Raw genomic sequence first — 22,303 nt, forward strand, 5'->3', positions numbered from 1 at the left:
CCCAGGAGAAAACAATATGACTCTGCGTAAATTCGCAGGGCTAGGAGCCCTGTTGTCCTTCGCAATGCCTGGCCTGGCCATGGCAGAAGAAGCGGCAGCCCCCGTCTTGAACTCCGGCGACACCGCCTGGATGCTCACGGCCACGATTCTTGTACTGTTCATGACCATTCCAGGCCTGGCACTGTTCTACGGTGGCATGGTCCGGTCGAAAAACATTCTTTCCGTGATGATGCAGTGCTTTGCCATTACCGGTCTGATCAGCATCCTGTGGGTCATCTATGGCTACAGCATCGCGTTCGACACCACCGGCATGGAGCAGGGCGTCGTCAACTTCAATTCCTTCATTGGCGGTTTCGGCAAGGCGTTCCTGGCGGGTGTCACGCCAGCCAGCCTGACCGGCCCGGCGGCCCTGTTCCCTGAAGCGGTGTTCATCACCTTCCAGATGACCTTCGCCATCATCACCCCGGCCCTGATCGTCGGTGCATTTGCCGAGCGGATGAAGTTCTCCGCCATGCTGATCTTCATGGGCGTGTGGTTCACCCTGGTGTATGCACCGATTGCGCACATGGTCTGGTCCGGCAACGGCGGCCTGCTGTGGGACTGGGGCGTGCTGGACTTCGCTGGCGGCACCGTGGTGCACATCAACGCCGGTATCGCCGGTCTGGTGGCGTGCCTGGTACTGGGCAAGCGCAAAGGCTTCCCGACCACGCCAATGGCACCGCATAACCTGGGTTACACCCTGGTGGGCGCGGCCATGCTGTGGGTCGGCTGGTTCGGCTTCAACGCCGGTTCCGCTGTCGCTGCCAACGGCACTGCCGGCATGGCGATGCTGGTGACCCAGATCGCTACCGCTGCGGCGGCGCTGGGCTGGATGTTTGCCGAGTGGATCACCCACGGCAAGCCAAGCGCGCTGGGCATTGCCTCGGGCGTGGTGGCCGGCCTGGTTGCAATCACCCCGGCTGCCGGCACCGTGGGCCCGATGGGCGCCCTGGTCATCGGCCTGGCGGCGGGTGTGGTGTGCTTCTTCTGCGCCACCACCCTCAAACGCAAGCTCGGTTATGACGACTCCCTGGATGCCTTCGGCGTGCATGGCATCGGCGGTATTCTCGGCGCGATCCTGACCGGTGTGTTTGCCGCACCGGCCTTGGGTGGCTTCGGCACCGTGACCGATATCGGCGCGCAAGTGTGGATTCAATTCAAGGGCGTGGGTTTCACGGTGGTCTACACCGCGATCGTCACCTTCATCATCCTCAAGGTCCTGGACGCCGTCATGGGTCTGCGTGTCACCGAGGAAGAAGAAGCTGTGGGCCTGGATCTGGCCCAGCACAACGAGCGTGGCTACAACCTGTAAGCACACGCAATAAAAAATGCCCGGTTCGCCGGGCATTTTTTTGTCTGGAATTTGTCATTGCTCACAAGGTGTGGCGGTTTTTCCGACGCCTTTTGTTGTGGATGCGACATGGGTTTTTATACCGCCAAAGGCTTACATCGAAGCAAGAGTATTAGGGCCTTTGTTTTTTCCCAGAGCGCGCTAGAATGCGCGCCGAACGTGCGGAGATCTGTATGTGGCAACAGACGCTGATAACCCTGCGGGCAAGGCCCCGGGGCTTTCATCTGGTGACGGACGAGTTGCTGGCCGGCCTGCCTGAACTCCAGGCGTGTCGTGTCGGTCTGTTGCATCTGTGGCTGCAGCATACCTCGGCCTCGTTGACCATCAACGAGAACGCCGATCCGGCGGTACGTCGAGACTTCGAACGATTTTTCAATCGGCTGATCCCACAAGGAACCGCCGGTTATGAGCACAACGACGAAGGCCTGGACGACCTCCCGGCGCACTTCAAGGCCAGTGTGCTCGGTTGCCAGCTCAGCCTGCCGGTTACGGCGGGACGGCTGGCATTGGGTACCTGGCAAGGTGTTTATCTGGGCGAGCACCGTGATCATGGCGGTGCTCGTAAGGTCCTCGCCACCTTGTACGGTGAAGGGGCATAACCGCTGATTGCCAGCGGATGTTGAATTTTTTCCGGCAGCCTTCGAACAGATGGCGAAGCTGGGCTATAACTAATCTGCTTTTCGCAAGTCATGAGGTAGAACATGAGCGACGATGATCTGGAAAACGACGACCTTGAAGTAGGCGACGAAGACGAGACCGAAGAAGGCCTTGAAGCGGTGGCTGAGGACGTTGCCGACGACGATGGGGCCGATGTTCCGGCACCTACCGCCAAGGGCAAGGCCAAGGCCGCGGTGTCGGTCGACGAGTTGCCGAGCGTAGAGGCCAAGAACAAGGAGCGTGATGCGCTCGCCAAGGCCATGGAGGAGTTCCTGGCCAGGGGCGGTAAGGTGCAGGAAGTGGAAGCCAATGTGGTCGCTGATCCGCCCAAGAAGCCTGACAACAAGTACGGCAGTCGCCCTATCTGAATATCGGCTTCTTGCTTGCTGAAAAAGCCCGCCGTCGCTGCGGGCTTTTTCATGGGCGCGATTCTATGCCGGGCCAGGCCCAGTTCCTGTGGGAGCGAGCTTGCTCGCGATAGCGGTGGGTCTGTTGGCATTGAGTTGGCTGTGCCGCCGTCATCGCGAGCAAGCTCGCTCCCACAGGGGCTTTGGCGGCTGTGAAGCAGGGTTCAGGGTTGGCTATGCCACCCAGCCAGCAGCCCCGGCAGTTCGGTCAGGCTGCGAATTTCCGCGTCCGGTACATGATCGGCATTCCAGGGTTTGCCTGCCGGGTTGAACCACACCGCGCGCAGGCCGGCCTGTTGGGCGCCGGCGATGTCGTCGCCCGGGTGATCGCCAACGTGCACGGCGGTCTGTGCCGTGGCGCCGCCGCGCTGCAGGGCTTCGTGGAACAACCGGGCGTCAGGCTTGGCGATGCCGATGTCTTCGGCGCACAAGGCGAACTTGAAGTAGTCCGCCAGCCCCAGGCGTCGCACGTCGGCGTTGCCATTGGTGACCACGCCGAGGGCGAAATGATTGGCCAGGATTTCCAGGGTGGGCTGCACGTCGGGAAAAATCTCCAGCTGATGACGGGCGTGCAGGAACGTCTCGAAGGCCTGGTCCGCCAGTTCAGAGGCTTGCCACTGGTCGTAGCCGGCTTCCTGCAAGGCACGGAACAGCACCCGCCGGCGCAACGCACTGATGCGATGCTTGAGGTTGGGTTCTTCGCGCAACACTTGCTCGCGAATCGAAAAAAGCTGCTCCACCGGCAGCCCGCCCAGGTTCGGTGCGTTGTCGGTCAGCCATTGGCGGAGTATGGCTTCGGCGCTGGCGATCACCGGGGCGGTGTCCCACAGGGTGTCGTCCAGGTCGAAAGTGATGAGTTCGATGGTCATGATTCGTCGCCCTTGATGCGTTTGGCCCTGGGGTGGGCACTGTCATAGACCGTCGCCAGGTGCTGGAAGTCCAGGTGGGTGTAGATCTGTGTCGTCTTGATGTCCGAGTGGCCCAGCAGCTCTTGAACGGCGCGCAGGTCCTGGGAGGATTCCAGCAGATGGCTGGCGAAGGAGTGCCTGAGCATGTGTGGGTGCAGGTTCTGCCCCAGCTCGCGTTCGCCGGCGGCCTTGACCCGTAACTGAATCGCCCGCGGGCCGAGGCGCCGACCGCGTTGGCTGACGAATACCGCGTCATCGGCGGGGTTGGCCAGGGCCCGCAGGGGCAACCACAGTTCCAAGGCTTCACGGGCCTTGCGGCCGACGGGCAGCAGGCGGGTCTTGCTGCCCTTGCCGAGCACCTGGACCATGCCGTCGGCCAGGTCCAGTTGATCCAGGTTAAGCCCCGTCAGCTCTGAAAGCCGAAGGCCGGACGAATAGAACAGCTCGAGAATCGCCTGGTCGCGGCGGGCCAGGAAGTCATCTTCGACGGCGCCTTCAAGCAATTGCAGGGCGCGGTCGGTGTCGAGGGTCTTCGGCAGCCGGCGTTCGCCCTTGGGCGGTGCCAGGCCGGTGGCCGGATCGTGATCGCACAGGCCTTCGCGATTGAGGTAGTGATACAGGCCACGCACCGCCGACAACAGTCGCGCCAGGCTGCGGGAGGACTGTCCCTGTTGATGCAGGCGGGCGATCAGGCTGCGCAAGCGCTGGATGTCCAGGGCCGACCAACTGCCGATGTTCTGCTTCTGGCACCAGCCCAGCACTTTTTCCAGGTCGCGGCGATAGGCCAATAACGTATGGGGCGACACCTGACGCTCACTGCGCAGGTGTTCGCAGTAGGCGTCCAGTTGCCGCTCCATCATCAGCGTACCGAGCGCAGCGAACCGGCGACTCTTGGCAGCACCCGGCCGGTGACTTCGGCGATGTAGCTCAAGAACAGCGTGCCCACCGAACTCTTGTAGTGCTGCGGATCGCGGCTGGCGATGGCCAGTACGCCGTGCACGCCCTGGTGGGCGATGGCGACGACGGCGGTGGAGCCGATCTGCTTGCGCTGTTCTTCGCCGAACAGGAAGTCCAACTCATGTTCGCGCAGGCTGCCGCTGACGCTTTTGTTTTCCGTGAGCAGGCCGCCGATGGCCGTCTGCGCTTCGGCGTGGGTCACCCAGCGGCCCACCGGCATGGCGTTGTCGCCAAACAGGATCAGGCTGACAAAGGGCACCTGGAAATCCTGGCGCAGGCTGTCTTCGACGCTCATGACCAGGTCTTCGAGGGTGCTGGCGTCCATCAGGGCCAGGATCAGCCGACGGGTCTTGTCGAAGAGCCGGTCGTTGTCCCGGGCCACGTCCATCAAGTGCGAAAGACGATGGCGCATTTCGATGTTGCGCTCGCGCAGGATTTTCATCTGGTGCTCCACCAGCGACACGGTGTCGCCGCGCCGGTGGGGAATGCGCATCGTCGCAAGCAGTTCTTCATGCTCGACGAAGAAGTCCGGATGGGCCTCCAGGTAAGCGGTCACGGCCGCGACGTCTGGAAGGCTGGGCGATTCGTCGGGCTGTGGGGCTGGAACCTGCGGCTGATCGGTCATGGGTTTGGCTCACTCAAAGACGAACTTGTCCTTCGTATACGCGCACTGCCGGGCCGGTCATCATCACCGGTTGGCCAGGGCCTGCCCATTCGATGGACAGGCGCCCGCCGGGCAGGTCGATCAACAATGGCGAATCCATCCACCCCTGGCTGATCGCAGCGACGGCAGCGGCACAGGCGCCGGTACCGCAGGCCTGGGTTTCCCCGGCACCGCGTTCCCAGACGCGCAATTGTGCGCGGTGACGGTCGATGACTTGCAGGAAACCGACATTCACCCGCGCGGGGAAGCGCGGATGGTGTTCGATTTTCGGCCCCAGCTCATGCACCGGGGCACTGTTGATATCGGCCACTCGCAGCACGGCATGGGGGTTGCCCATGGAGACCGCCGCCAATTCCACCGTGTTGCCATCGACTTCCAATGGATAGCTCAGGGCCTGGGCCGGCGCTTCGAATGGAATGTCCGCCGGTACCAGGCGCGGAGCGCCCATGTTGACGCCGATCTGGCCGTCGCTGCGCACATCCAGTTCGATGATGCCGCTCTTGGTCTCGACGCGGATCTGCCGCTTGGCGGTCAGGCGCTTGTCCAGCACGAAGCGGGCGAAGCAGCGCGCGCCGTTGCCGCATTGCTCCACTTCCGAACCGTCGGCGTTGAAGATCCGATAACGGAAATCCACGTCCGGGTTGTTGGGCGCCTCGACGATCAGCAACTGGTCGAAACCGATACCGGTGTGCCGGTCTCCCCATTGCTTGGCATGCTTGGGCAGGATATGCGCGTGCTGGCTGACCAGGTCGAGGACCATGAAGTCATTGCCCAGGCCGTGCATCTTGGTAAAACGCAGCAGCATGGTTTTACTCCGGCAGCAGGCTTTCGCCGGCAAACAACTCGGCTACCGTCTCGCGGCGACGCACTTCGAATGCCTGATCACCGTCCACCAGCACCTCGGCGCAACGGCCGCGGGTGTTGTAGTTGGAACTCATGACAAACCCGTAGGCACCGGCCGAATGCACGGCCAGCAAGTCGCCTTCTTCCAGCGCCAGCTCCCGGCCCTTGGCCAGGAAGTCACCGGTTTCGCAGATCGGCCCGACGATGTCGTAGGGGCGGGCCGCGGTGTCGCGAGGGCGCACGGCGGTGACGTCCATCCACGCCTGGTACAGCGCCGGGCGGATCAGGTCGTTCATCGCCGCATCGACGATGGCGAAATCCTTGTGCTCGGTGTGCTTGAGGTATTCGACCTGGGTCAGCAGCACGCCGGCATTGGCCACGATATAGCGACCGGGCTCGAACATCAGCGCCAGGTCACGGCCTTCGAGGCGCTCGCGCACCGTCTTGATGTAGTCGGCCACCAGGGGGGGCTCTTCATCGCGATAGCGCACGCCGACACCGCCACCCAGGTCGATGTGGCGCAGGTAGATGCCGCAGTCGCCGAGGCGGTCGACCAGCGCCAGCAGGCGGTCGAGGGCATCGATGAACGGTTCGAGGGTGGTCAGTTGCGAGCCGATGTGGCAATCGACACCCAGCACTTCCAGGTTTGGCAGTTGGGCGGCGCGTACGTACACGTCCTCGGCGTCGGCAATGGCGATGCCGAACTTGTTTTCCTTGAGGCCGGTGGAAATGTACGGGTGGGTGCCCGCGTCGACGTCCGGGTTCACGCGCAGGGAAACCGGCGCGCGAACGCCCAGCTCGGCGGCGACGACCTGCAGGCGCTCCAGCTCATCGGTGGATTCGATGTTGAAGCAGTGCACGCCGACTTCCAGGGCACGGCGCATGTCTTCGCGGGTCTTGCCGACGCCGGAGAACACGATCTTGTCGGCGCTGCCACCGGCGGCCAGCACACGCTCGAGCTCGCCACCGGAGACGATGTCGAAACCGGCACCCAGGCGCGCCAGGACATTGAGCACGCCCAGGTTGGAGTTGGCCTTGACGGCGAAACACACCAGGTGCGGCATGCCGTCGAGCGCATCGGCGAACGTCCGGTACTGGGCTTCGATGTGGGCCCGGGAATAGACATAGGTCGGCGTGCCGAAACGTTCGGCGATCGCGGACAGGGCGATCCCTTCCGCGAACAGCTCCCCGCCACGGTAGTTAAAAGCGTCCATGGCGTTCCCTTAGTAGGTGGTATGGGTGTCGTGCGAGTGTGTCTTGGATTGCGACGACTTGGCCTGTTCTTCAGGGGACTTGCTGTCATCAGGCAGGTACAGCGGACCTTTTTGACCACAGGCAGTCACGAGGCAGGCAACCGCGACGAGCGCAGCAAGGGAAGAGATCAGGCGCTTCATGGCGAAATCCTTGAAAATGCATTAATTGCGCCGGAGTATACCGGCCACCCGTCAGCTTGCCTATGCAACGGGGCGCCCGTCCGGCGGCACTGTTGTCGTTGATCGGTATATCCTTTGCAATCGCCGGGCGGCGTCCGTATCTTGCGGCGCTTGAGCATGAGCAGACATTTTCGAGGTTGCCGCAAATGAGTTTGAGTGAAGCCCGTTTCCACGATCTGGTCGATGCGACCCAGCAAACGCTGGAAGATGTGTTCGATGACAGTGACCTGGACATCGATCTGGAAATCTCCGCCGGTGTACTCACCGTCAAGTTCGAAAACGGCAGCCAACTGATCTTCAGTCGCCAGGAGCCGTTGCGGCAGTTGTGGCTGGCGGCGGTCTCCGGTGGCTTTCATTTCGACTACGACGAGGAAAGCGAGCGCTGGATGTGTGACAAGAGCGAAGAGCAACTGGGTGAGATGCTCGAGCGCATCGTCAAGCAGCAGGCGGGCGTGGAACTCGAGTTCGAAGGCCTGTGACGGCGTGAGCCAGACCGCCCCGCCACGGCCCCCCAAGCCGCTCTACAGCAACGTCAGCCCCGCCGTGCCGTCGCCGTGCACCAGCGTGTGCAAGCTGGATGAACAGAAGGTCTGCCTCGGCTGTTTCCGCCATGTGGAAGATATCCGCGAATGGCGCTCGGCCAATGATGAGCGCCGGCGGGTCATCTGTGCCGAGGCGCTCAAGCGCAAATCTCTGAGGTAACCATTGGCCTTGGAAGCTTTTGTGGCGAGGGCGCTCACATTCGTTTGTTCGTGAGCGCCCCATTGGTACGGCTAGACCCCGCCCGTCTTGTTTATTTATTGAGCTGTGATAGTGTCCGGTTACGCCTCAATTCGTCGAGGCCCGTGAAAACCCCGCCTTTTTGTGGCGGGGTTTTGCTTTTTTTGTGCAGAAGAAAGGAGTCTGCCTGGATCATGACCGCACCTTCCATCACCCTTACCCGCCTGGACGTACAGCGTCTGGAACGCCTGATCGACAGTCTTGATGAAACGCTGCCAGGCGTGATTGCGTTGCAAACCGAACTGGATCGCGCCGAGAACGTGGTGGGCCACGAAGAAGTGCCTGCCGATGTCGTGACCATGAACTCGCGTGTGCACTGCCGCGAAGAAAGCAGCGGCAAGGACTATCACCTGACGTTGGTTTATCCACAGGACGCCAATGCCGACGAAGGCCGGATCTCGATCCTGGCACCGGTGGGCAGTGCCTTGCTGGGCCTGAAGGTCGGCCAGCACATCGACTGGCCGGCCCCGGGCGGCAAGACGTTGAAGCTGACCTTGCTGGACGTCGAATACCAGCCCGAAGCAGGCGGCGATTTCCACCTCTGAGTGCCCGGGGGCTTCAGACCAGGGCCAGCGCCTCGTTCAGGGCGCGTTCCAGGTCGGCCTTGTAGCGCAGGTACAAATTGGTTGAGCAGGCCCCGTCGCCCACCAGCCCCGAGAGATCCAGGTCGGTGATGTAGCAGCGATAGCGCTGGGCTTCGCGGCGCTGTTCGACGATCTCCCTGGCGACCACGCGGAACAGTTGGTCGCCATGTTCCAGTTCGGAAAACTCCTGCTGATCGCAGTACAGGGTGACGTGCACCTGCCCGTGCGCCGCTTTGCCGATGATCGCCTGCACGTCATAGAACGGCTTGTCGACCGGTGTCTGTGGGGCTTGCCGTGCTTCGATCCGGCGCGCCCGGCCACCTGAAGGCAGCAGCTGGTAGTACAGGGTTTCCAGGGTCAGCGGCTGGGCGGCGTCCAGCGGCAGCAGGGCGTCGCGACGGTACAGCACCGATTGCAGAAAGCGCTGCAGCGGCACCAGCAGGCTTTGCTCGTCGTGATAGGGCACGTGTTGTTGCCACAGCGCGTTGAATTCATCGAGCACGTACAGATCGGCTTCGTCCTCGCTGGTCCGGTAGAACACCTGGATGCACTCGGGCTGGCCCATGGGCAGGATCAGCGCCAGGTCGTGGTCTTCCAGGGCCATCGGGTCCAGGTGCAAGGGGCTGTAGGCCGTCAGTTCCTCGCCCAGGTAATCCATCAGCGCCGACAAGCTGCCCAGGGCCACGTGATTGACCTGGCCGGGCACCAGTTCCAGCACGTGGTAATGCTGCTGGACCTGAAGCAGGTAGCGGTGATTGAGCCTGCTCAACAGCAGGGTCTGCGCCGTTTCGATGACTTCCTCGACACGCCGCGCAATGAATTGGGCGCGGTTGTGACAGAAGCAGCGCACCTGCAAGCGCGGTTGGCGCTGGGTGACGGGCAGGTCGTTGAGGTAGTCGCGCAGGCAGTCGAGCAGGGCGTGTTCGCCATCGAAACGGTTGACCAGCACTTCATTCCAACTGTTGAGCGTGATCTGGTCGAGGGTCAGTACCAGGTTTTCCCGGACCCCGGCATAGCTCAGGGAGTCGGTACGCTCGGTGGTCATCAGGATATTCAGGTCGCGATGGTGCTTGAGCGGGTCGACGCCGACGTTCACCAGGATCAGCACTTCGCTGGGCACGCTGGCGCGCAGCAACTGCGCTTCGTCCACCGTGACCAGGGGCAGGGCGATGGACTGTTGCAGGCTGCCCAGCAGGTTGAACAGTTCGAATTCGCTCAGGTCACTGTCACCTGGGTGCAGCGCCAGGCGCGTGCTGCTGTCGATCACGCCGTTGCGATGACACCAGGTCAACAGCTCCAGCAACTCGCGGCAACGCTTGATCGGCGCGAAGTTCTCCCACTCCAGGGCGTTGAGGCTGCCGTTGTACAGGCCCCACTGGTTCTGCCCCGGTTCCTTCTTGTTGGGTGACTGGACCAGCGTCAGGGTGTCTTCGGCCAGGTCCGGCGCGATACCGGGGTTGATGAACTCGACCTTGTCGGCCTTGCGCTCGAAGGCGGCATACAAGCGCCGGCCAAGCACGTTGAGATCGCGCTTGTTGATCAGGCTGACGGTTTTCTCGGTGCGGGCGAACTGGGTCAGGAAGCGGTAGCTGTGGGTGAGTTCGTTGACCAGTGCGCGCCGCTCGTGGCTGACCTGGCGGACTTTCCACTGGCTGCGGCTGTCCAGCAATGCCAGTTGACGCTGGTCCCAGCCCCATTCCCGGGCCAGTCGCTCGAGCAGTACTCGTTGCCAGCCACTGCTGCGCGCCTGGCCGGTGAGTTTGCGATTGACCTTCAGGTACAGCGCGCGGCGGATCAACTCCAGGCGTTCGGGTTCGCCACGGGCATTGAGGTATTCCTCGATGCGGCGGTAAACCAGCATGTACGGGTCCAGCTCTTCCAGGTCCAGGCGATTGGCGAATACGGCCTGTTTGAAGCGCAGGCTCAGGCAGCGCACGTTCGGGTGTTCGCTGGCATAGACCTCGGTCAGCAGCAGCTTGAGCACGGACTTGTAGGGCGATTCGATACCCTTGAACAGCTGCCAGAGCCCGGCGCCGACGAATTCGCCCGGCGGAATGTAGGCCAGGTGTCCCAGGTCCAGGGTTTCATCCGCGCGAATGAAGCGCTTGGACATCAGCGTATGGGTGTACTGCTCGTAGTTCTCTTCTTCATAGACCGGCACCAGCCACCAGATCGGCGTGCGCCCGGCCAGCCAGATCGCGGTGCGGTAAAACTCGTCCAGCAGCAGGTAATGCTGGGTGGTACCGCAATCGTCGGAACTGAGCTGGTTGTCCCGCTCGCCCCGCACGAAACGCTCCGGGTCGATCAGGAAAAAGTGGGCTTCGGCGCCCTGGGTCGCGGCCCAGGTCTCCAGCAGCTGGCATTTCTTGCGCAGCTCGGCCAGTTCATCGTCGCTCAGGTCCGGTCCGTGGCACACCCACACGTCCATGTCGCTCTGGTCGGCCTGGGCCAGGGTGCCGAGGCTGCCCATCAGGAACAGGCCAAGGATCGGCCGCGGCGGGTTGCTGCCGTGCCGGGGCTTGTAGGAAAACGAACGGGTCAGCCGTTGGGCTTCGGCAAGGACGTTGGCGTCAGGCTCGTAGTTCGACAGCCCGGCGGGCGTGCTGCCGGAGACGTAGCCGGGCAGCAGCGGATGGTTGACGTGGAAAAACAGTGGCAGCAGCGTCAGTACGCCTTGCTGGCGGGGCGACAGGCCTTCGACGGCGCGCTCCAGCCGCACGGTGTTGAGCTTGAGAAAACGTGCGCGCAACTGGCTCAGGACCTTGCGGTCGATTCCCTCGTCCAGATCGGGGCGGATTTCATGGTTGCGGGTCATGTCTGCTCAAACCGGCTCGCGGCGTCGAACGTGGGGTGATGGCAGGTTAGCGCCCGATCTCGGGAATACTTAAGCTGAAAACAGGATTTTTAATGCCGGTTCTTTATGCCGGGCGACAGTGCGCCTGCGGAAATCCCGTAGAGGAGATTTCCGTGGGCGGCAGGAGGATCAGGCGGCTTCTTGTTGAACGCTGAGTATCGTCAGGACGGTTTGGACATTTTGGGCGGCATCCCGTCCCAGGCTGGTCAGGTAACCACCGTCGGGCTGGGTGATCAGGTCTTTCTCGTACAAGCGTTGGGCAGCGGCAATCGCTTTAGGGGCAGCGGTCTGATGAATTTTCAGGCCTTCCTGGGAACTGTCCAGGTTGAAGAGTGCAAGGATTTCCAGTTCGGCAACCAACTCAGGGGTAAGCGACATAAGGACTCCAGACTTTCTAGGAATTTGGACGACAGCGTCACTAAGGTGAGCGCACTCGGCCGGGCTGTCCAGTATCAGAGTAGTGGTTTTTTCGTTTTAGGGGACGGAGCACCGCTGTACTACCAGGCGGAGCCCCCTGTGGCGAGGGGATAAATCCCCTCGCCACAGGGGCAACTTTGCCTCACGGTTCATTTCTTTTCCGGCGGCAACTCGGGGAGGGCGCGCAGCGCCGCTTCGTACCATTGGGTGTCGAACGGACGGTCTTCTTCGAGAATGGCGTCGATCTCATACGCCAGTACATGAGCCATGAGGTTGAGGATTTCTTCGCGCTCGTAACCGACCAGGGTCAGCTTGTTGAACGTGGCCTTGGCCGCTGGCGGGTTGTCGCTTTCGATCTGGTTTTCGATGGCTTCGATCAGCGTGTCCTCGACGAATTCTTCTTCGTCGCTGTCGATATCGGTTGGCTCGCTCATGGCAGGCTCCTGTAGGAAAGGCCGCCAGTTTACCTGCATTCAGCGGCGTGATGCGCCTGGCAAGAACCCCCTCGACGGTCTATAACGCAAGGCTGCCAACCCCGCACGGCCTGGAGGCTTTGTAATGCTCAAGCTTTATGGTTTCTCTGTCAGTAATTATTACAACATGGTCAAGCTGGCATTGTTGGAGAAGGGCGTGCCCTTCGAAGAGGTTCCGTTCTTTGGCAACCAGACCCCGGAAGCGCTGGCCATCAGCCCGCGCGGCAAGGTGCCGGTGCTGAAGACCGAGCAGGGTTTTATCAACGAGACCAGCGTCATCCTCGAATACATCGAACAAACCCAACCGGGTAAAACCCTGCTGCCGACCGAACCGTTCGAGCGCGCCCAGGTGTTGGCCTTGTGCCGGGAAATCGAGCTGTACATCGAGCTGCCGGGGCGGGCCTGCTATAGCGAGGCGTTTTTCGGCATGACGGTGGCCGATGCCATCAAGGAAAAGTCCAAGTCCGAATTGTTGCTGGGGTTCGCCTCGCTCGGCCGGCACGGCAAATTCTCGCCCTATGTGGCGGGCGATAGCCTGAGCATTGCCGACCTGTATTTCTACTACAGCCTTGCGCTGACCTTGCAAGTAGGCAGGAAGGTCTTCGATATCGATTGGCTGGCGAACATGCCGGCGGCCAAGGCATTGATGGAGCGCTTGGAGCAGAACCCGAACGTGCAACGGATCGCTGCGGACAGGGAGGCGGAGATGCCGACGTTTTTGGCGATGGTTGCTGCCAAGAAGTGAGTTTTTCGATGATTTAAAGTCAGCTATCGCGAGCAAGCTCGCTCCCACATTTGAATCTCTGAATGTTCACAAGAGTTGTGTGCACGGGAGATCTATTGTGGGAGCGGGCTTGCTCGCGAGGCTTTTAGCGGCTGGCGAGTAACGCCTGGCCGCGCACAACCGCTGCCTTGACTTGCGCCGGCGCGGTGCCGCCGATGTGGTCACGGGCATTGACCGAGCCTTCGAGGGTCAACACGGCAAACACGTCCTGCTCGATCTGGTCGCTGAACTGGCGCAGTTCGTCCAGGCTCATTTCCGCCAGGTCCTTGCCGGTGTCCACGCCGTATTTCACGGCATGGCCGACAATCTCATGGCAATCACGGAATGGCAGGCCACGGCGCACCAGGTAGTCGGCCAGGTCGGTGGCGGTGGAGAAGCCGCGCAGGGCCGCTTCGCGCATCACCGCGTGCTTGGGCTTGATGGCCGGGATCATGTCGGCGAAGGCCCGCAGCGAGTCGCGCAAGGTGTCGGCGGCGTCGAACAGCGGCTCCTTGTCTTCCTGGTTATCCTTGTTGTAGGCCAGCGGCTGGCCTTTCATCAGGGTCAACAGGCCCATCAGTGCGCCGAACACCCGGCCGCTCTTGCCGCGCACCAGTTCCGGCACGTCGGGGTTTTTCTTTTGCGGCATGATCGAGCTGCCGGTGCAGAAACGGTCGGGCAAATCGATGAATTGGAACTGCGCGCTGGTCCACAGCACCAGCTCTTCGGAGAAGCGCGACAGGTGCATCATCGCGATGCTCGCGGCGGCGCAGAATTCGATGGCGAAATCGCGGTCCGAGACGTTATCCAGCGAGTTGCCGCCCACGGCGTCGAAGCCCAGCAACTGCGCGGTGTATTCACGATCGATCGGGTACGTGGTGCCGGCCAGCGCAGCGCTGCCCAGGGGCATGCGGTTGGTGCGCTTGCGGCAGTCCACCAGGCGTTCGTAGTCGCGGCTGAGCATTTCGAACCAGGCCAGCATGTGATGCCCAAACGTTACAGGTTGAGCGGTTTGCAGGTGCGTGAAGCCCGGCATGATGCTCTCGGCCTCGCGCTCGGCCTGTTCCAGCAGGCCTTTTTGCAGGCGCGTGATTTCGCCCAGGATCAGGTCGATTTCATCCCGCAGCCACAGGCGGATGTCGGTGGCGACCTGGTCGTTGCGGCTGCGGCCGGTGTGCAGCTTCTTGCCGGTCACGCCAATGCGGTCGGTCAGGCGTGCTTCGATGTTCATGTGCACGTCTTCAAGGTCGACGCGCCAGTCGAACTGACCGGCCTCGATTTCCGTCTCGATGGTCTTCAGGCCATCGATGATGCTGTCGCGCTCGGCATCGGTCAGCACGCCGACCTTGGCCAGCATGGTGGCGTGGGCGATCGAACCCATGATGTCGTGGCGATACAGGCGCTGGTCAAAGTTGACGGAGGCGGTGAAGCGGGCGACGAAGGCGTCGACGGGTTCACTGAAGCGGCCGCCCCAGGACTGATTGGTCTTGTCAGTGCTCATGAATTCGCTCGTGATCGGCTGTGGAGAAAGTAGCGGTTAAAGGCTGCGGCGGATGATAGCAGGGTTGCCCGGACTGGCGCTGGCACTGGTCGGCAGGTTTTTTCGATCGAGACCCGGGATCCAACCGGGTTTCGCACAACGATATTTTTCAATTGAGCAATATCGTCGTGGCAACCGTCTACAGTGGACGGTAGGACTTTTGCTTTTTCCATCCATGGCGCACCGGACACATAGAAAAAGGGGGAGCTCATATTGGTCAGATCGACAGTTAATAATCCCTACGGCAACGCCGTGCGACAACGGGCCTCAGGCATCGGTCGGCAAGCGCTGGTAAAGATAGGCACCCGCCTCGCGGCACTTTTTGGCCCTCGAACGAGTCTTAGCGTGGATCGCGGTGACGGATGTCACTTCCCCTGTCTACGCTATCCTTGTGCGAGACTCACGCAGGAATCCAGCGCAATATGAATGTCCTGATCGTTGATGACGAACCACTGGCCCGCGAGCGCCTGAGCCGAATGGTTGGCGAGCTCGAGGGTTACAGTGTCCTGGAGCCGAGCGCCACCAATGGCGACGAGGCATTGGCCCTTATTGACAGCCACAAGCCGGATATCGTGCTGCTCGACATTCGCATGCCGGGCCTGGACGGCCTGCAGGTGGCGGCGAAGTTGTGCGAACGAGAGTCGCCGCCCGCCGTGGTGTTCTGTACCACCCGGGACGACTTTCCACCCGAGGTGTTGCAGGCCGGTGCCGTGGGCTACCTGGTCAAACCGGTGACGTCCGAGGCGTTGCTCGAAGCCTTGCGCAAGGCCGAGCGACCCAACCGCGTGCAACTGGCGGCGCTGACCCGTCCGGCCGCCGAAAGCGGCAGTGGCCCACGCAGCCACATCAGTGCCCGCACCCGCAAAGGCATCGAGCTGATCCCCTTGAACCAGGTGGTCTATTTCATTGCCGACCATAAATACGTGACCTTGCGCCATGAGAGTGGCGAGGTGTTGCTGGACGAACCCCTCAAGGCCCTTGAAGACGAGTTCGGCGAACGCTTCGTACGCATCCACCGCAACGCCCTTGTGGCCCGCGAGCGCATCGAGCGTTTGCAACGCACCCCCCTTGGGCATTTCCAGCTGTTCCTCAAAGGCCTCAATGGCGACGCGCTGATTGTCAGCCGGCGGCACGTGGCCGGCGTGCGCAAGATGATGCAGCAGCTTTAAACCAGGCGGTCCAAGGCGTTCAATGCGTTTCATTTCCAGGATCTGGCGGCCAGGGAGGCCTTGGGGTCGTGATTCAAATCAAAGCGGTTTTGACTGAGCTGTTATTATCTGCCGTATCTTTTAAGTACGGATTGATTCATGTCCCCTCGCGAGATCCGCATCGCCACCCGTAAAAGTGCCTTGGCCCTCTGGCAGGCCGAATACGTCAAAGCCCGCCTGGAAGCGGCCCATCCCGGCCTGATCGTGACCCTGGTGCCCATGGTCAGTCGCGGTGACAAGCTGCTGGACTCGCCGCTGTCGAAAATCGGCGGCAAGGGCCTGTTCGTCAAAGAGCTGGAAACCGCGCTGCTGGACAACGAAGCCGACATCGCCGTGCATTCGATGAAAGACGTGCCCATGGACTTTCCCGAAGGCCTGGGCCTGTTTTGCATCTGCGAGCGGGAAGACCCGCGCGACGCGTTCGTCTCCAACACCTTTGCCAGCCTTGAGGCCTTACCTGCCGGGAGCGTGGTCGGCACGTCCAGCCTGCGTCGTCAGGCCCAATTGCTGACGCGTCGTCCGGACCTGCAAATCCGTTTCCTGCGCGGCAATGTCAACACGCGCCTGGCCAAGCTCGATGCCGGTGAGTACGACGCCATCATCCTTGCCGCCGCCGGCCTGATCCGCCTGGGCTTCGAAGACCGCATCACCTCGGCCATCAGCGTCGACGACAGCCTGCCGGCCGGTGGGCAAGGGGCGGTGGGTATCGAGTGCCGTAGCGCCGACAGCGACATCCACGCCCTGTTGGCGCCGCTGCACCATGCAGACACCGCCACGCGAGTATTCGCCGAACGCGCGCTGAACAAACACCTCAATGGCGGCTGCCAAGTACCGATTGCCTGTTACGCCGTGCTGGAAGGCGAACAGGTCTGGTTGCGCGGCCTGGTGGGGGAACCCAACGGGGGCCGCCTGCTCAGCGCCGAAGCCCGGGCACCGCGCCAGGATGCCGAGGCGTTGGGCGTGCGGGTGGCTGAAGACTTGTTGAGCCAGGGCGCCGCCGACATTCTCAAGGCGGTCTACGGCGAGGCCGGCCACGCGTGACGGGTTGGCGGCTGTTGCTCACCCGGCCGGCGGACGAGTCGTCGGCGCTGGCGGCTGTCCTGGCCGAAGCGGGGGTCTACAGCAGCAGCTTGCCGTTACTGGATATCGAGCCGGTCCCGCTGTCCGATGCCGGGCGGGCGATATTCCAGGCACTGGATCAATACGCTGCCGTGATCGTGGTCAGCAAGCCGGCCGCACGCCTGTGCGTCGAGCTGCTGCGCCAATACTGGCCCCAGCCTCCAGACCAACCCTGGTTCAGCGTGGGTGCGGCCACCGGACAGATCCTTGCCGATGCCGGTCTCACGGTGTTTTATCCCGATAACGGCGACGACAGCGAAGCCTTGCTGGAGCACTTGGTCTTGCGCCAGGCTGTTTCGCGGCCCGACCCCAAGGTCTTGATCGTGCGGGGTGAAGGCGGGCGCGGCTTGCTGGCAGAGCGTTTGCGCGAGCAAGGTGCTAGTGTCGATTATCTGGAATTGTACCGCCGCCACTTGCCCAGTTACGGTGAAGGGGCGTTGCCAGCGATAGTCGAAGCGGAACGCTTGAACGCACTGGTGGTCAGCAGTGGGCAGGGCCTGGAGCATCTGCAGCGGCTGGCCGGCGATGCGTGGCCGGCCCTGGCGCGGTTACCGTTGTTTGTTCCAAGCCCAAGGGTTGCCGAGATGGCGCGTGCCGCCGGGGCCCGAACAGTTGTGGATTGTCGTGGCGCCAATGCCGCGGCTTTGCTGGCGGCGTTACGGGAACACTCCGTGCCGTTTTCTAATGCAAAGGATGGATACGTGAGCGAAACAGCCTTGCCAAAAGAAGATCTAGACCAGCCAGCGATCGATGCGCCGGTTGAACCCCCGCCCCCTGTCGCGCCGCGCCGCGGCAACGGGCTGGCCATCGTTGCCTTGCTGCTCGGTGCCGCCGGTGTCGCCGTGGGCGGTTGGGGCGTGTGGCAGGTGCGTCACCTGCAAGCCAATAACCAGCAGCAGTCCGCCCAGGTCCAGGCGCTGAACGACCAGGCCCAGACCCTCAAGCTCAACGAGCAACGCCTGAGCGAGCGCCTGGCGCAATTGCCCCCGGCCGAAGAGCTGGAGGAGCGGCGCCGCCAGGTGGCCCAGCTGCAAGGCGATCAGCAGCACCTGAACCAGCGCCTGGAAACCGTGCTGGGTGCCAGCCGCAAGGATTGGCGCCTGGCGGAGGCCGAGCATCTGTTGCGCCTGGCCAGCCTGCGTCTTTCCGCCCTGCAAGACATCGACAGTGCCCAGGCGCTGGTCCAGGGCGCTGACGAAATCCTGCGCGAACAGAACGACCCCGGTTCGTTCGCCGCCCGCGAGCAACTGGCCAAGACCCTCGCTGCGCTGCGCAGCACCGAACAACCGGATCGTACCGGGCTGTTCCTGCAACTGGGCGCCTTGCGTGACCAGGTGTTGCAACTGACCGAACTGGCACCCGAGTACAAGGATCGTGGAGAGTCGCTGCTGGGCCTGACCGCCGATGGCGATGGGGCCAGCCGGTGGGCGCAGTGGTGGGACCAGATCTCGCGCTATATCCGCATCGACTTCAACGCCGACGAGAACGTCCGTCCGCTGCTGGCCGGACAAAGCCTGGTGCAAGTGCGCCTGGCCTTGAGCCTGGCGCTGGAGCAGGCGCAATGGGCCGCCCTCAATGGTCAGGCGCCGGTATACACCCAGGCGCTGACCGAGGCCCGGGATGTGTTGAAGAACAACTTCAACCAGGACAATCCGCAAAGCAAAATCATGCTCGAACGCGTGGGTGAGTTGTCCAGGCAACCGGTGACGGTGGTTACCCCGGACCTCACGGGCACACTGAGCAGCGTTCAGGCCTACCTTGAGCGTCGCAACCTCAATGCCCAGGAGTCGGTCAAGCCGCTGCCCGCGCCAGGCGCGCAGGAGGCCACGCCATGAAGCGTCTCTACGTGATTCTGTTCGTGGTCATCGCTGCCGCAGCCTTGCTGGGCGTAGCGATTGCCGAGCATTCGGGTTACGTGCTGGTGGCGTACAAGAACTTCCGTTATGAAGCTGGCCTGTGGGTCACCCTGGCCCTGGTGGCGGTGCTCTGGCTGGTGTGGCGAGGCCTGAGGGCGCTGATCGGGTTGGTGACCACGTCCAGCGGCGTGGTCAACCCGTGGTCGCGGCGCAACCGCAGCCGTCGGGTGCAGGTGGCGATCGAACACGGTCAGTTGGACCTGGCCGAAGGTCGCTGGGCCAGTGCCCAGCGCCATCTGCATCGTGCCGCCGAAGCCGAGCGCCAGCCGCTGCTGTATTACCTGGGGGCCGCTCGCGCGGCCAACGAACAAGGGCTTTACGAGCAAAGCGACAGTTTGCTCGAGCGCGCCCTGGAGCGTCAGCCCCAGGCGGAACTGGCCATTGCCCTGACGCACGCGCAATTGCAAATGGATCGAGGTGACACGGATGGCGCATTGAGCACACTGCAGGCCATGCATGAGCGTCACCCCCATAACGCCCAGGTCCTGCGCCAATTGCAACGGCTGCATCAGCAGCGCGGCGATTGGTCGGCGGTGATCCGGCTGTTGCCGGAGCTGCGCAAGGATAAAGTCCTGCCACCGGCCGAGCTGGCTGAACTGGAGCGACGTGCCTGGGGCGAGAACCTGACCCTGGCGGCCCACCGCGAGGAGGACGGCAGCGTCGGTTTGCAATCGCTCAATCGCGCCTGGCAACAACTGACCTCCGCACAGCGCCAGGAGCCGGCGCTGGTGCTGGCCTATGCCGAGCAATTGCGCCAGCTGGGCGCCCAGGTCGAAGCCGAAGAGGTCCTGCGCGGCGCGCTCAAGCGTCACTATGACAGCCATCTGGCGCGCCTGTACGGGCTGGTTCGCGGCAATGATCCGAGCCGCCAGTTGCAAGCGGCCGAAGGCTGGCTCAAGGACCACCCGGCCGATCCGAGCCTGTTGCTGACCCTGGGGCGGCTATGCCTGCAGAACAGCTTGTGGGGCAAAGCGCGGGATTATCTGGAAAGCAGTTTGCGCGCCCAGCGCAATCCCGAAGCCTGCGCCGAACTGGCGCGACTGCTGGCGCAACTGGGGGATGCCGAGCGCAGCAACCAGTTGTTCCAGGAGGGGCTGGGGCTGTTGGATGAGCGTCTGCTGGCCGCGCCGCTGCCGGTTCCGGCTCAGGTTTTGTCGACTTGAGATGAGTCATTGCGGCGCTCCCGCGTGGGTGGGAGCGAAGCTTGCTCGCGAAACAGGCACCTCGGTTTCTGAAAGACCGCGTCGTCTTTAATCGCGGGCAAGCCTTGCTCCCACCGGTGACACCCGTTTGTTTTTGGGGCTTTGGTCATACCTTCAGCAAAGTCCTACAGCTGACCGCGCCGAATCCTCTTCTACCTGTCGGGAATTCCTTACACCCCTGGTGAAGTGTCTGCGCGGGGCTGCCTTGAAAGGCCCGAGGGCTTTCCTCTACCGTAACTGCTTGTCTCTTCTGTTACGGAATCGCCATGTCTTTGGCCAGCTCACGCTTCTCGTTTCTCATGGCTTCCATCGCCGCCGCCCTGGCTTTGGGCATCAGCACTTATCTGGAGTATTCGGCCGGCCTGACGCCTTGCAGTCTGTGTGTCTTGCAGCGGTTGTGCCTGATGCTGTTCCTGGCGAACAGCCTCGTAGCGTGCGTACACGGTCCAGGCCAACGAGGCAGTCTCTTCTATGGCGCCGCAGGGTTGGTTTTTGCGACCGGGGGCATGACCCTGGCGTGGCGTCAGGTCCTGATGCAAGGCCGCTCGTTCGAGCCGTTATCCGATTGCGCCATACAGCTCAACCCGACAAGGTCGTGGTGGTGTGCGTTGCATCGTGTCCTCGACGGCGCTGTCGATTGCGCGAATATCACGTGGACGTTGTTCGACCTGAGCATCCCCGAGTGGAGCCTGTTGTTTTTTCTTGCCGTGTCCAGCGCCATGACCTACCTGCTGCTGCGCCTTGCCTGGAGTGCTCTGGTACGACCGCTCAGCGGCGAGACGTCGCAGTTGGTCCGGGCCCTGGATTAAACACTTGTATGAACTTTATCTCCTGCGTACCTTGAAGCCGCTGTCGTGCGGGCATAATCTGGCCCGCACGTGTTATTGGAATTGTGCCGCTCGATCATGTTGTGTCTGGCTTGTCCCTGGTCATCAGGCGTGCACAGGCTGCGAGGGGGCATGACTCACAAGGGAAGAAATCACCATGCTCGAAAGTTGTCAGAATGCTCAGGAACGCTGGGGTGGAGTGCATCTGCTGATCGATCGCTGGCTGCAGGAGCGTCATGAACTGGTTCGGGCCTACGATGATCTTGGCGCCAAGCCTGAAGCCCTGAGCGAAAGCCGCAAACCCTTGCAGGATTTCTGCGGTGTGCTGGTCGACTATGTGTCTGCCGGTCATTTCGAGATATACGAACAACTGACGGGCGAGGCCAAGGCCTTCAACGACAAGCGCGGCCTTGAACTGGCCGAGACGATCTACCCGCGCATCGATGTCATCACCGAGAAGCTGCTGGCGTTCAACGACCTGTGCGATGAAGGCAAGTGCGTAGCGGAAAAATTCAAGGAGCTGGGCGGCTTGCTGCACGAGCGTTTCGAATTGGAAGACTGCCTGATCGAAGTGCTGCACAACGCTCACAAGGAAGACGCCGCGGTCCAGGCCTGAGGGTTCGCGGTCATGAAGAAACGGTGCGCATTGCGCACCGTTTTTCGTTGGGCCGGCTTCAGGTCGTCGCGCCCAGCAACTCGATTTCAAACACCAATGGTGTGTAGGGCGGGATCACATCCCCGGCCCCTTCCGCGCCATAGGCCAGGGACGACGGAATCACCAGGCGCCATTTCGCGCCGACCGGCATTTGCGGCAATGCACTGCGCCAACCGTCGATCACACTGTCAAGATTGAACCACTGTGCCTGGCGGTTTGAATCGAATACGGTGCCGTCTGGCAATCGACCGGTATACATCACCTGGACCTTGCCGTGAGGGCCGGCTTTCGCGCCGTGGCCCGGCTTGATTTCGGTCAGCAGGATGCCGTCAGCCAGTTGCTGGACCCCGGGCCGGTTTTTTTCTTCGGTAAGAAATTTCTGCTCGGTTTTCAATGCGGCTTCGGCCTGCGGCGTTGCCGATGGCGCGTTCAGTTGCGCCTGGTGCTCGGCCAGGATCTGTTCGATGCGTTCATCTTTCAGGGCCAGCGGTTTGCCCAGGTAGGCCTGTTGCAAACCTTCGACCAAGGCTTTGATCTGCAAGTCCGGCACGTCCTGGCGCAGGCGTTCGCCGAGGCTGGCGCCCAGGCTGTAAGCCAGATCGTGGGCATCGTTTGCGCTGGTTTTTTCAACGGCCTGGACCGTGGCGCAAGCCATGCACAGGAATAAAAACAGGTGACGCGACATGTGTGCTCTCCGGCCTCGAAT

General features: G+C 62.2%; 24 protein-coding genes and 1 pseudogene. 14 read left to right on the top strand and 11 right to left on the bottom strand.

The annotated features are described in order from the left end of the window. The first annotated feature begins 16 nt into the window (after positions 1-16). From BLO80_RS07775 to sutA, 3 genes are all read left to right on the top strand, one after another. The gene (locus BLO80_RS07775) at positions 17-1,351 is read left to right on the top strand and encodes an ammonium transporter (RefSeq protein ID WP_092204738.1); all 1,335 of its coding nucleotides are present in this window, start codon (positions 17-19) and stop codon (positions 1,349-1,351) included. A gap of 212 nt (positions 1,352-1,563) precedes the next feature. Then, complete coding sequence (locus tag BLO80_RS07780; protein ID WP_003177301.1) at positions 1,564-1,989, top strand: secondary thiamine-phosphate synthase enzyme YjbQ; 426 nt, start codon at positions 1,564-1,566, stop codon at positions 1,987-1,989. A gap of 102 nt (positions 1,990-2,091) precedes the next feature. Continuing rightward, positions 2,092-2,415, top strand: coding sequence for a transcriptional regulator SutA (gene sutA, locus BLO80_RS07785; protein WP_092204737.1), 324 nt, complete (start codon positions 2,092-2,094; stop codon positions 2,413-2,415). A gap of 203 nt (positions 2,416-2,618) precedes the next feature. Here the strand turns inward: sutA and BLO80_RS07790 are convergent, their stop codons facing one another. The 6 genes from BLO80_RS07790 to BLO80_RS07815 are packed head-to-tail and all read right to left on the bottom strand — an operon-like array spanning position 2,619 to position 7,220. Continuing rightward, positions 2,619-3,323, bottom strand: a complete 705-nt coding sequence (locus BLO80_RS07790) for an HAD family hydrolase (RefSeq protein ID WP_092332812.1) — start codon at positions 3,321-3,323, stop codon at positions 2,619-2,621. Beyond that, positions 3,320-4,219, bottom strand: a complete 900-nt coding sequence (gene xerC / locus BLO80_RS07795) for a tyrosine recombinase XerC (RefSeq protein ID WP_060740088.1) — start codon at positions 4,217-4,219, stop codon at positions 3,320-3,322. Before xerC ends, BLO80_RS07790 begins: the two co-directional genes overlap by 4 nt. Before the next feature lie 2 nt (positions 4,220-4,221). Continuing rightward, complete coding sequence (locus BLO80_RS07800; RefSeq protein WP_092332810.1) at positions 4,222-4,944, bottom strand: DUF484 family protein; 723 nt, start codon at positions 4,942-4,944, stop codon at positions 4,222-4,224. A 13-nt stretch (positions 4,945-4,957) separates the two neighbouring features. After that, on the bottom strand, positions 4,958-5,788 hold the full coding sequence (dapF, locus tag BLO80_RS07805) for a diaminopimelate epimerase (protein ID WP_060740090.1): 831 nt from the start codon (positions 5,786-5,788) through the stop codon (positions 4,958-4,960). Positions 5,789-5,792: 4 nt separating this feature from the next. Next, positions 5,793-7,040 carry a diaminopimelate decarboxylase gene (gene lysA / locus BLO80_RS07810; RefSeq protein WP_092332808.1) on the bottom strand — a complete coding sequence of 416 codons (1,248 nt, stop codon included), beginning with the start codon at positions 7,038-7,040 and terminating at the stop codon, positions 5,793-5,795. A gap of 9 nt (positions 7,041-7,049) precedes the next feature. Continuing rightward, positions 7,050-7,220, bottom strand: coding sequence for an LPS translocon maturation chaperone LptM (locus BLO80_RS07815; RefSeq protein WP_072406122.1), 171 nt, complete (start codon positions 7,218-7,220; stop codon positions 7,050-7,052). Between the two features lie 185 nt (positions 7,221-7,405). Here BLO80_RS07815 and cyaY point away from each other — a divergent pair, with 185 nt between their 5' ends. The 3 genes from cyaY (at position 7,406) to rnk (ending at position 8,584) form a co-directional block, all read left to right on the top strand. Further along, a complete protein-coding gene (gene cyaY, locus BLO80_RS07820; RefSeq protein WP_092332806.1) occupies positions 7,406-7,738 on the top strand; it encodes an iron donor protein CyaY in 333 nt (110 codons plus the stop codon). A gap of 4 nt (positions 7,739-7,742) precedes the next feature. Continuing rightward, positions 7,743-7,961 (top strand): DUF1289 domain-containing protein, encoded by a 219-nt coding sequence (locus BLO80_RS07825; RefSeq protein ID WP_092332804.1) that lies wholly within the window; start codon positions 7,743-7,745, stop codon positions 7,959-7,961. A 212-nt stretch (positions 7,962-8,173) separates the two neighbouring features. After that, complete coding sequence (gene rnk / locus BLO80_RS07830; RefSeq protein WP_060740094.1) at positions 8,174-8,584, top strand: nucleoside diphosphate kinase regulator; 411 nt, start codon at positions 8,174-8,176, stop codon at positions 8,582-8,584. A gap of 13 nt (positions 8,585-8,597) precedes the next feature. Here the strand turns inward: rnk and BLO80_RS07835 are convergent, their stop codons facing one another. The 3 genes from BLO80_RS07835 to BLO80_RS07845 all read right to left on the bottom strand — a co-directional run bounded on the left by BLO80_RS07835 (position 8,598) and on the right by BLO80_RS07845 (position 12,328). Further along, positions 8,598-11,438: a class I adenylate cyclase gene (locus BLO80_RS07835; protein ID WP_092332802.1), complete on the bottom strand. Its 2,841-nt coding sequence runs from the start codon at positions 11,436-11,438 to the stop codon at positions 8,598-8,600. Positions 11,439-11,606: 168 nt separating this feature from the next. Then, positions 11,607-11,855: a TIGR02647 family protein gene (locus tag BLO80_RS07840; protein WP_060740096.1), complete on the bottom strand. Its 249-nt coding sequence runs from the start codon at positions 11,853-11,855 to the stop codon at positions 11,607-11,609. A gap of 188 nt (positions 11,856-12,043) precedes the next feature. Then, positions 12,044-12,328 (bottom strand): hypothetical protein, encoded by a 285-nt coding sequence (locus BLO80_RS07845; protein WP_092340882.1) that lies wholly within the window; start codon positions 12,326-12,328, stop codon positions 12,044-12,046. A 124-nt stretch (positions 12,329-12,452) separates the two neighbouring features. On the opposite strand from BLO80_RS07845, the gene BLO80_RS07850 reads away from it, so the two are divergent. Continuing rightward, the gene (locus BLO80_RS07850) at positions 12,453-13,112 is read left to right on the top strand and encodes a glutathione S-transferase family protein (RefSeq protein WP_092334329.1); all 660 of its coding nucleotides are present in this window, start codon (positions 12,453-12,455) and stop codon (positions 13,110-13,112) included. Between the two features lie 124 nt (positions 13,113-13,236). Here the strand turns inward: BLO80_RS07850 and argH are convergent, their stop codons facing one another. Then, positions 13,237-14,631: an argininosuccinate lyase gene (argH, locus tag BLO80_RS07855; RefSeq protein WP_060740099.1), complete on the bottom strand. Its 1,395-nt coding sequence runs from the start codon at positions 14,629-14,631 to the stop codon at positions 13,237-13,239. Positions 14,632-15,092: 461 nt separating this feature from the next. Here argH and BLO80_RS07860 point away from each other — a divergent pair, with 461 nt between their 5' ends. From BLO80_RS07860 to rsd, 7 genes and pseudogenes are all read left to right on the top strand, one after another. Further along, complete coding sequence (locus BLO80_RS07860; RefSeq protein WP_092174826.1) at positions 15,093-15,839, top strand: LytR/AlgR family response regulator transcription factor; 747 nt, start codon at positions 15,093-15,095, stop codon at positions 15,837-15,839. Positions 15,840-15,977: 138 nt separating this feature from the next. Next, a complete protein-coding gene (gene hemC, locus BLO80_RS07865) occupies positions 15,978-16,919 on the top strand; it encodes a hydroxymethylbilane synthase (protein ID WP_092334331.1) in 942 nt (313 codons plus the stop codon). After that, positions 16,916-17,662, top strand: a pseudogene (locus BLO80_RS30200) (uroporphyrinogen-III synthase); the annotation flags it as partial. The gene hemC and the pseudogene BLO80_RS30200, both read left to right, overlap by 4 nt. 36 nt (positions 17,663-17,698) lie before the next feature. Then, on the top strand, positions 17,699-18,832 hold the full coding sequence (locus tag BLO80_RS30205; RefSeq protein ID WP_256326577.1) for a uroporphyrinogen-III C-methyltransferase: 1,134 nt from the start codon (positions 17,699-17,701) through the stop codon (positions 18,830-18,832). Next, positions 18,829-20,076, top strand: coding sequence for a heme biosynthesis protein HemY (locus tag BLO80_RS07875; RefSeq protein WP_092334335.1), 1,248 nt, complete (start codon positions 18,829-18,831; stop codon positions 20,074-20,076). Before BLO80_RS30205 ends, BLO80_RS07875 begins: the two co-directional genes overlap by 4 nt. Before the next feature lie 305 nt (positions 20,077-20,381). Continuing rightward, complete coding sequence (locus BLO80_RS07880; RefSeq protein ID WP_092334337.1) at positions 20,382-20,924, top strand: disulfide bond formation protein B; 543 nt, start codon at positions 20,382-20,384, stop codon at positions 20,922-20,924. Between the two features lie 175 nt (positions 20,925-21,099). Then, a complete protein-coding gene (gene rsd / locus BLO80_RS07885) occupies positions 21,100-21,558 on the top strand; it encodes a sigma D regulator (protein ID WP_092334339.1) in 459 nt (152 codons plus the stop codon). A gap of 58 nt (positions 21,559-21,616) precedes the next feature. Here rsd and BLO80_RS07890 read toward each other — a convergent pair whose 3' ends face one another. Further along, the gene (locus BLO80_RS07890; protein ID WP_092334341.1) at positions 21,617-22,282 is read right to left on the bottom strand and encodes an FKBP-type peptidyl-prolyl cis-trans isomerase; all 666 of its coding nucleotides are present in this window, start codon (positions 22,280-22,282) and stop codon (positions 21,617-21,619) included. Positions 22,283-22,303 lie beyond the last annotated feature (21 nt).

The sequence above is a fragment of the Pseudomonas sp. NFACC56-3 genome, from assembly GCF_900100025.1.
GTDB classification, from domain to species: Bacteria; Pseudomonadota; Gammaproteobacteria; order Pseudomonadales; family Pseudomonadaceae; genus Aquipseudomonas; species Aquipseudomonas fluorescens_AA.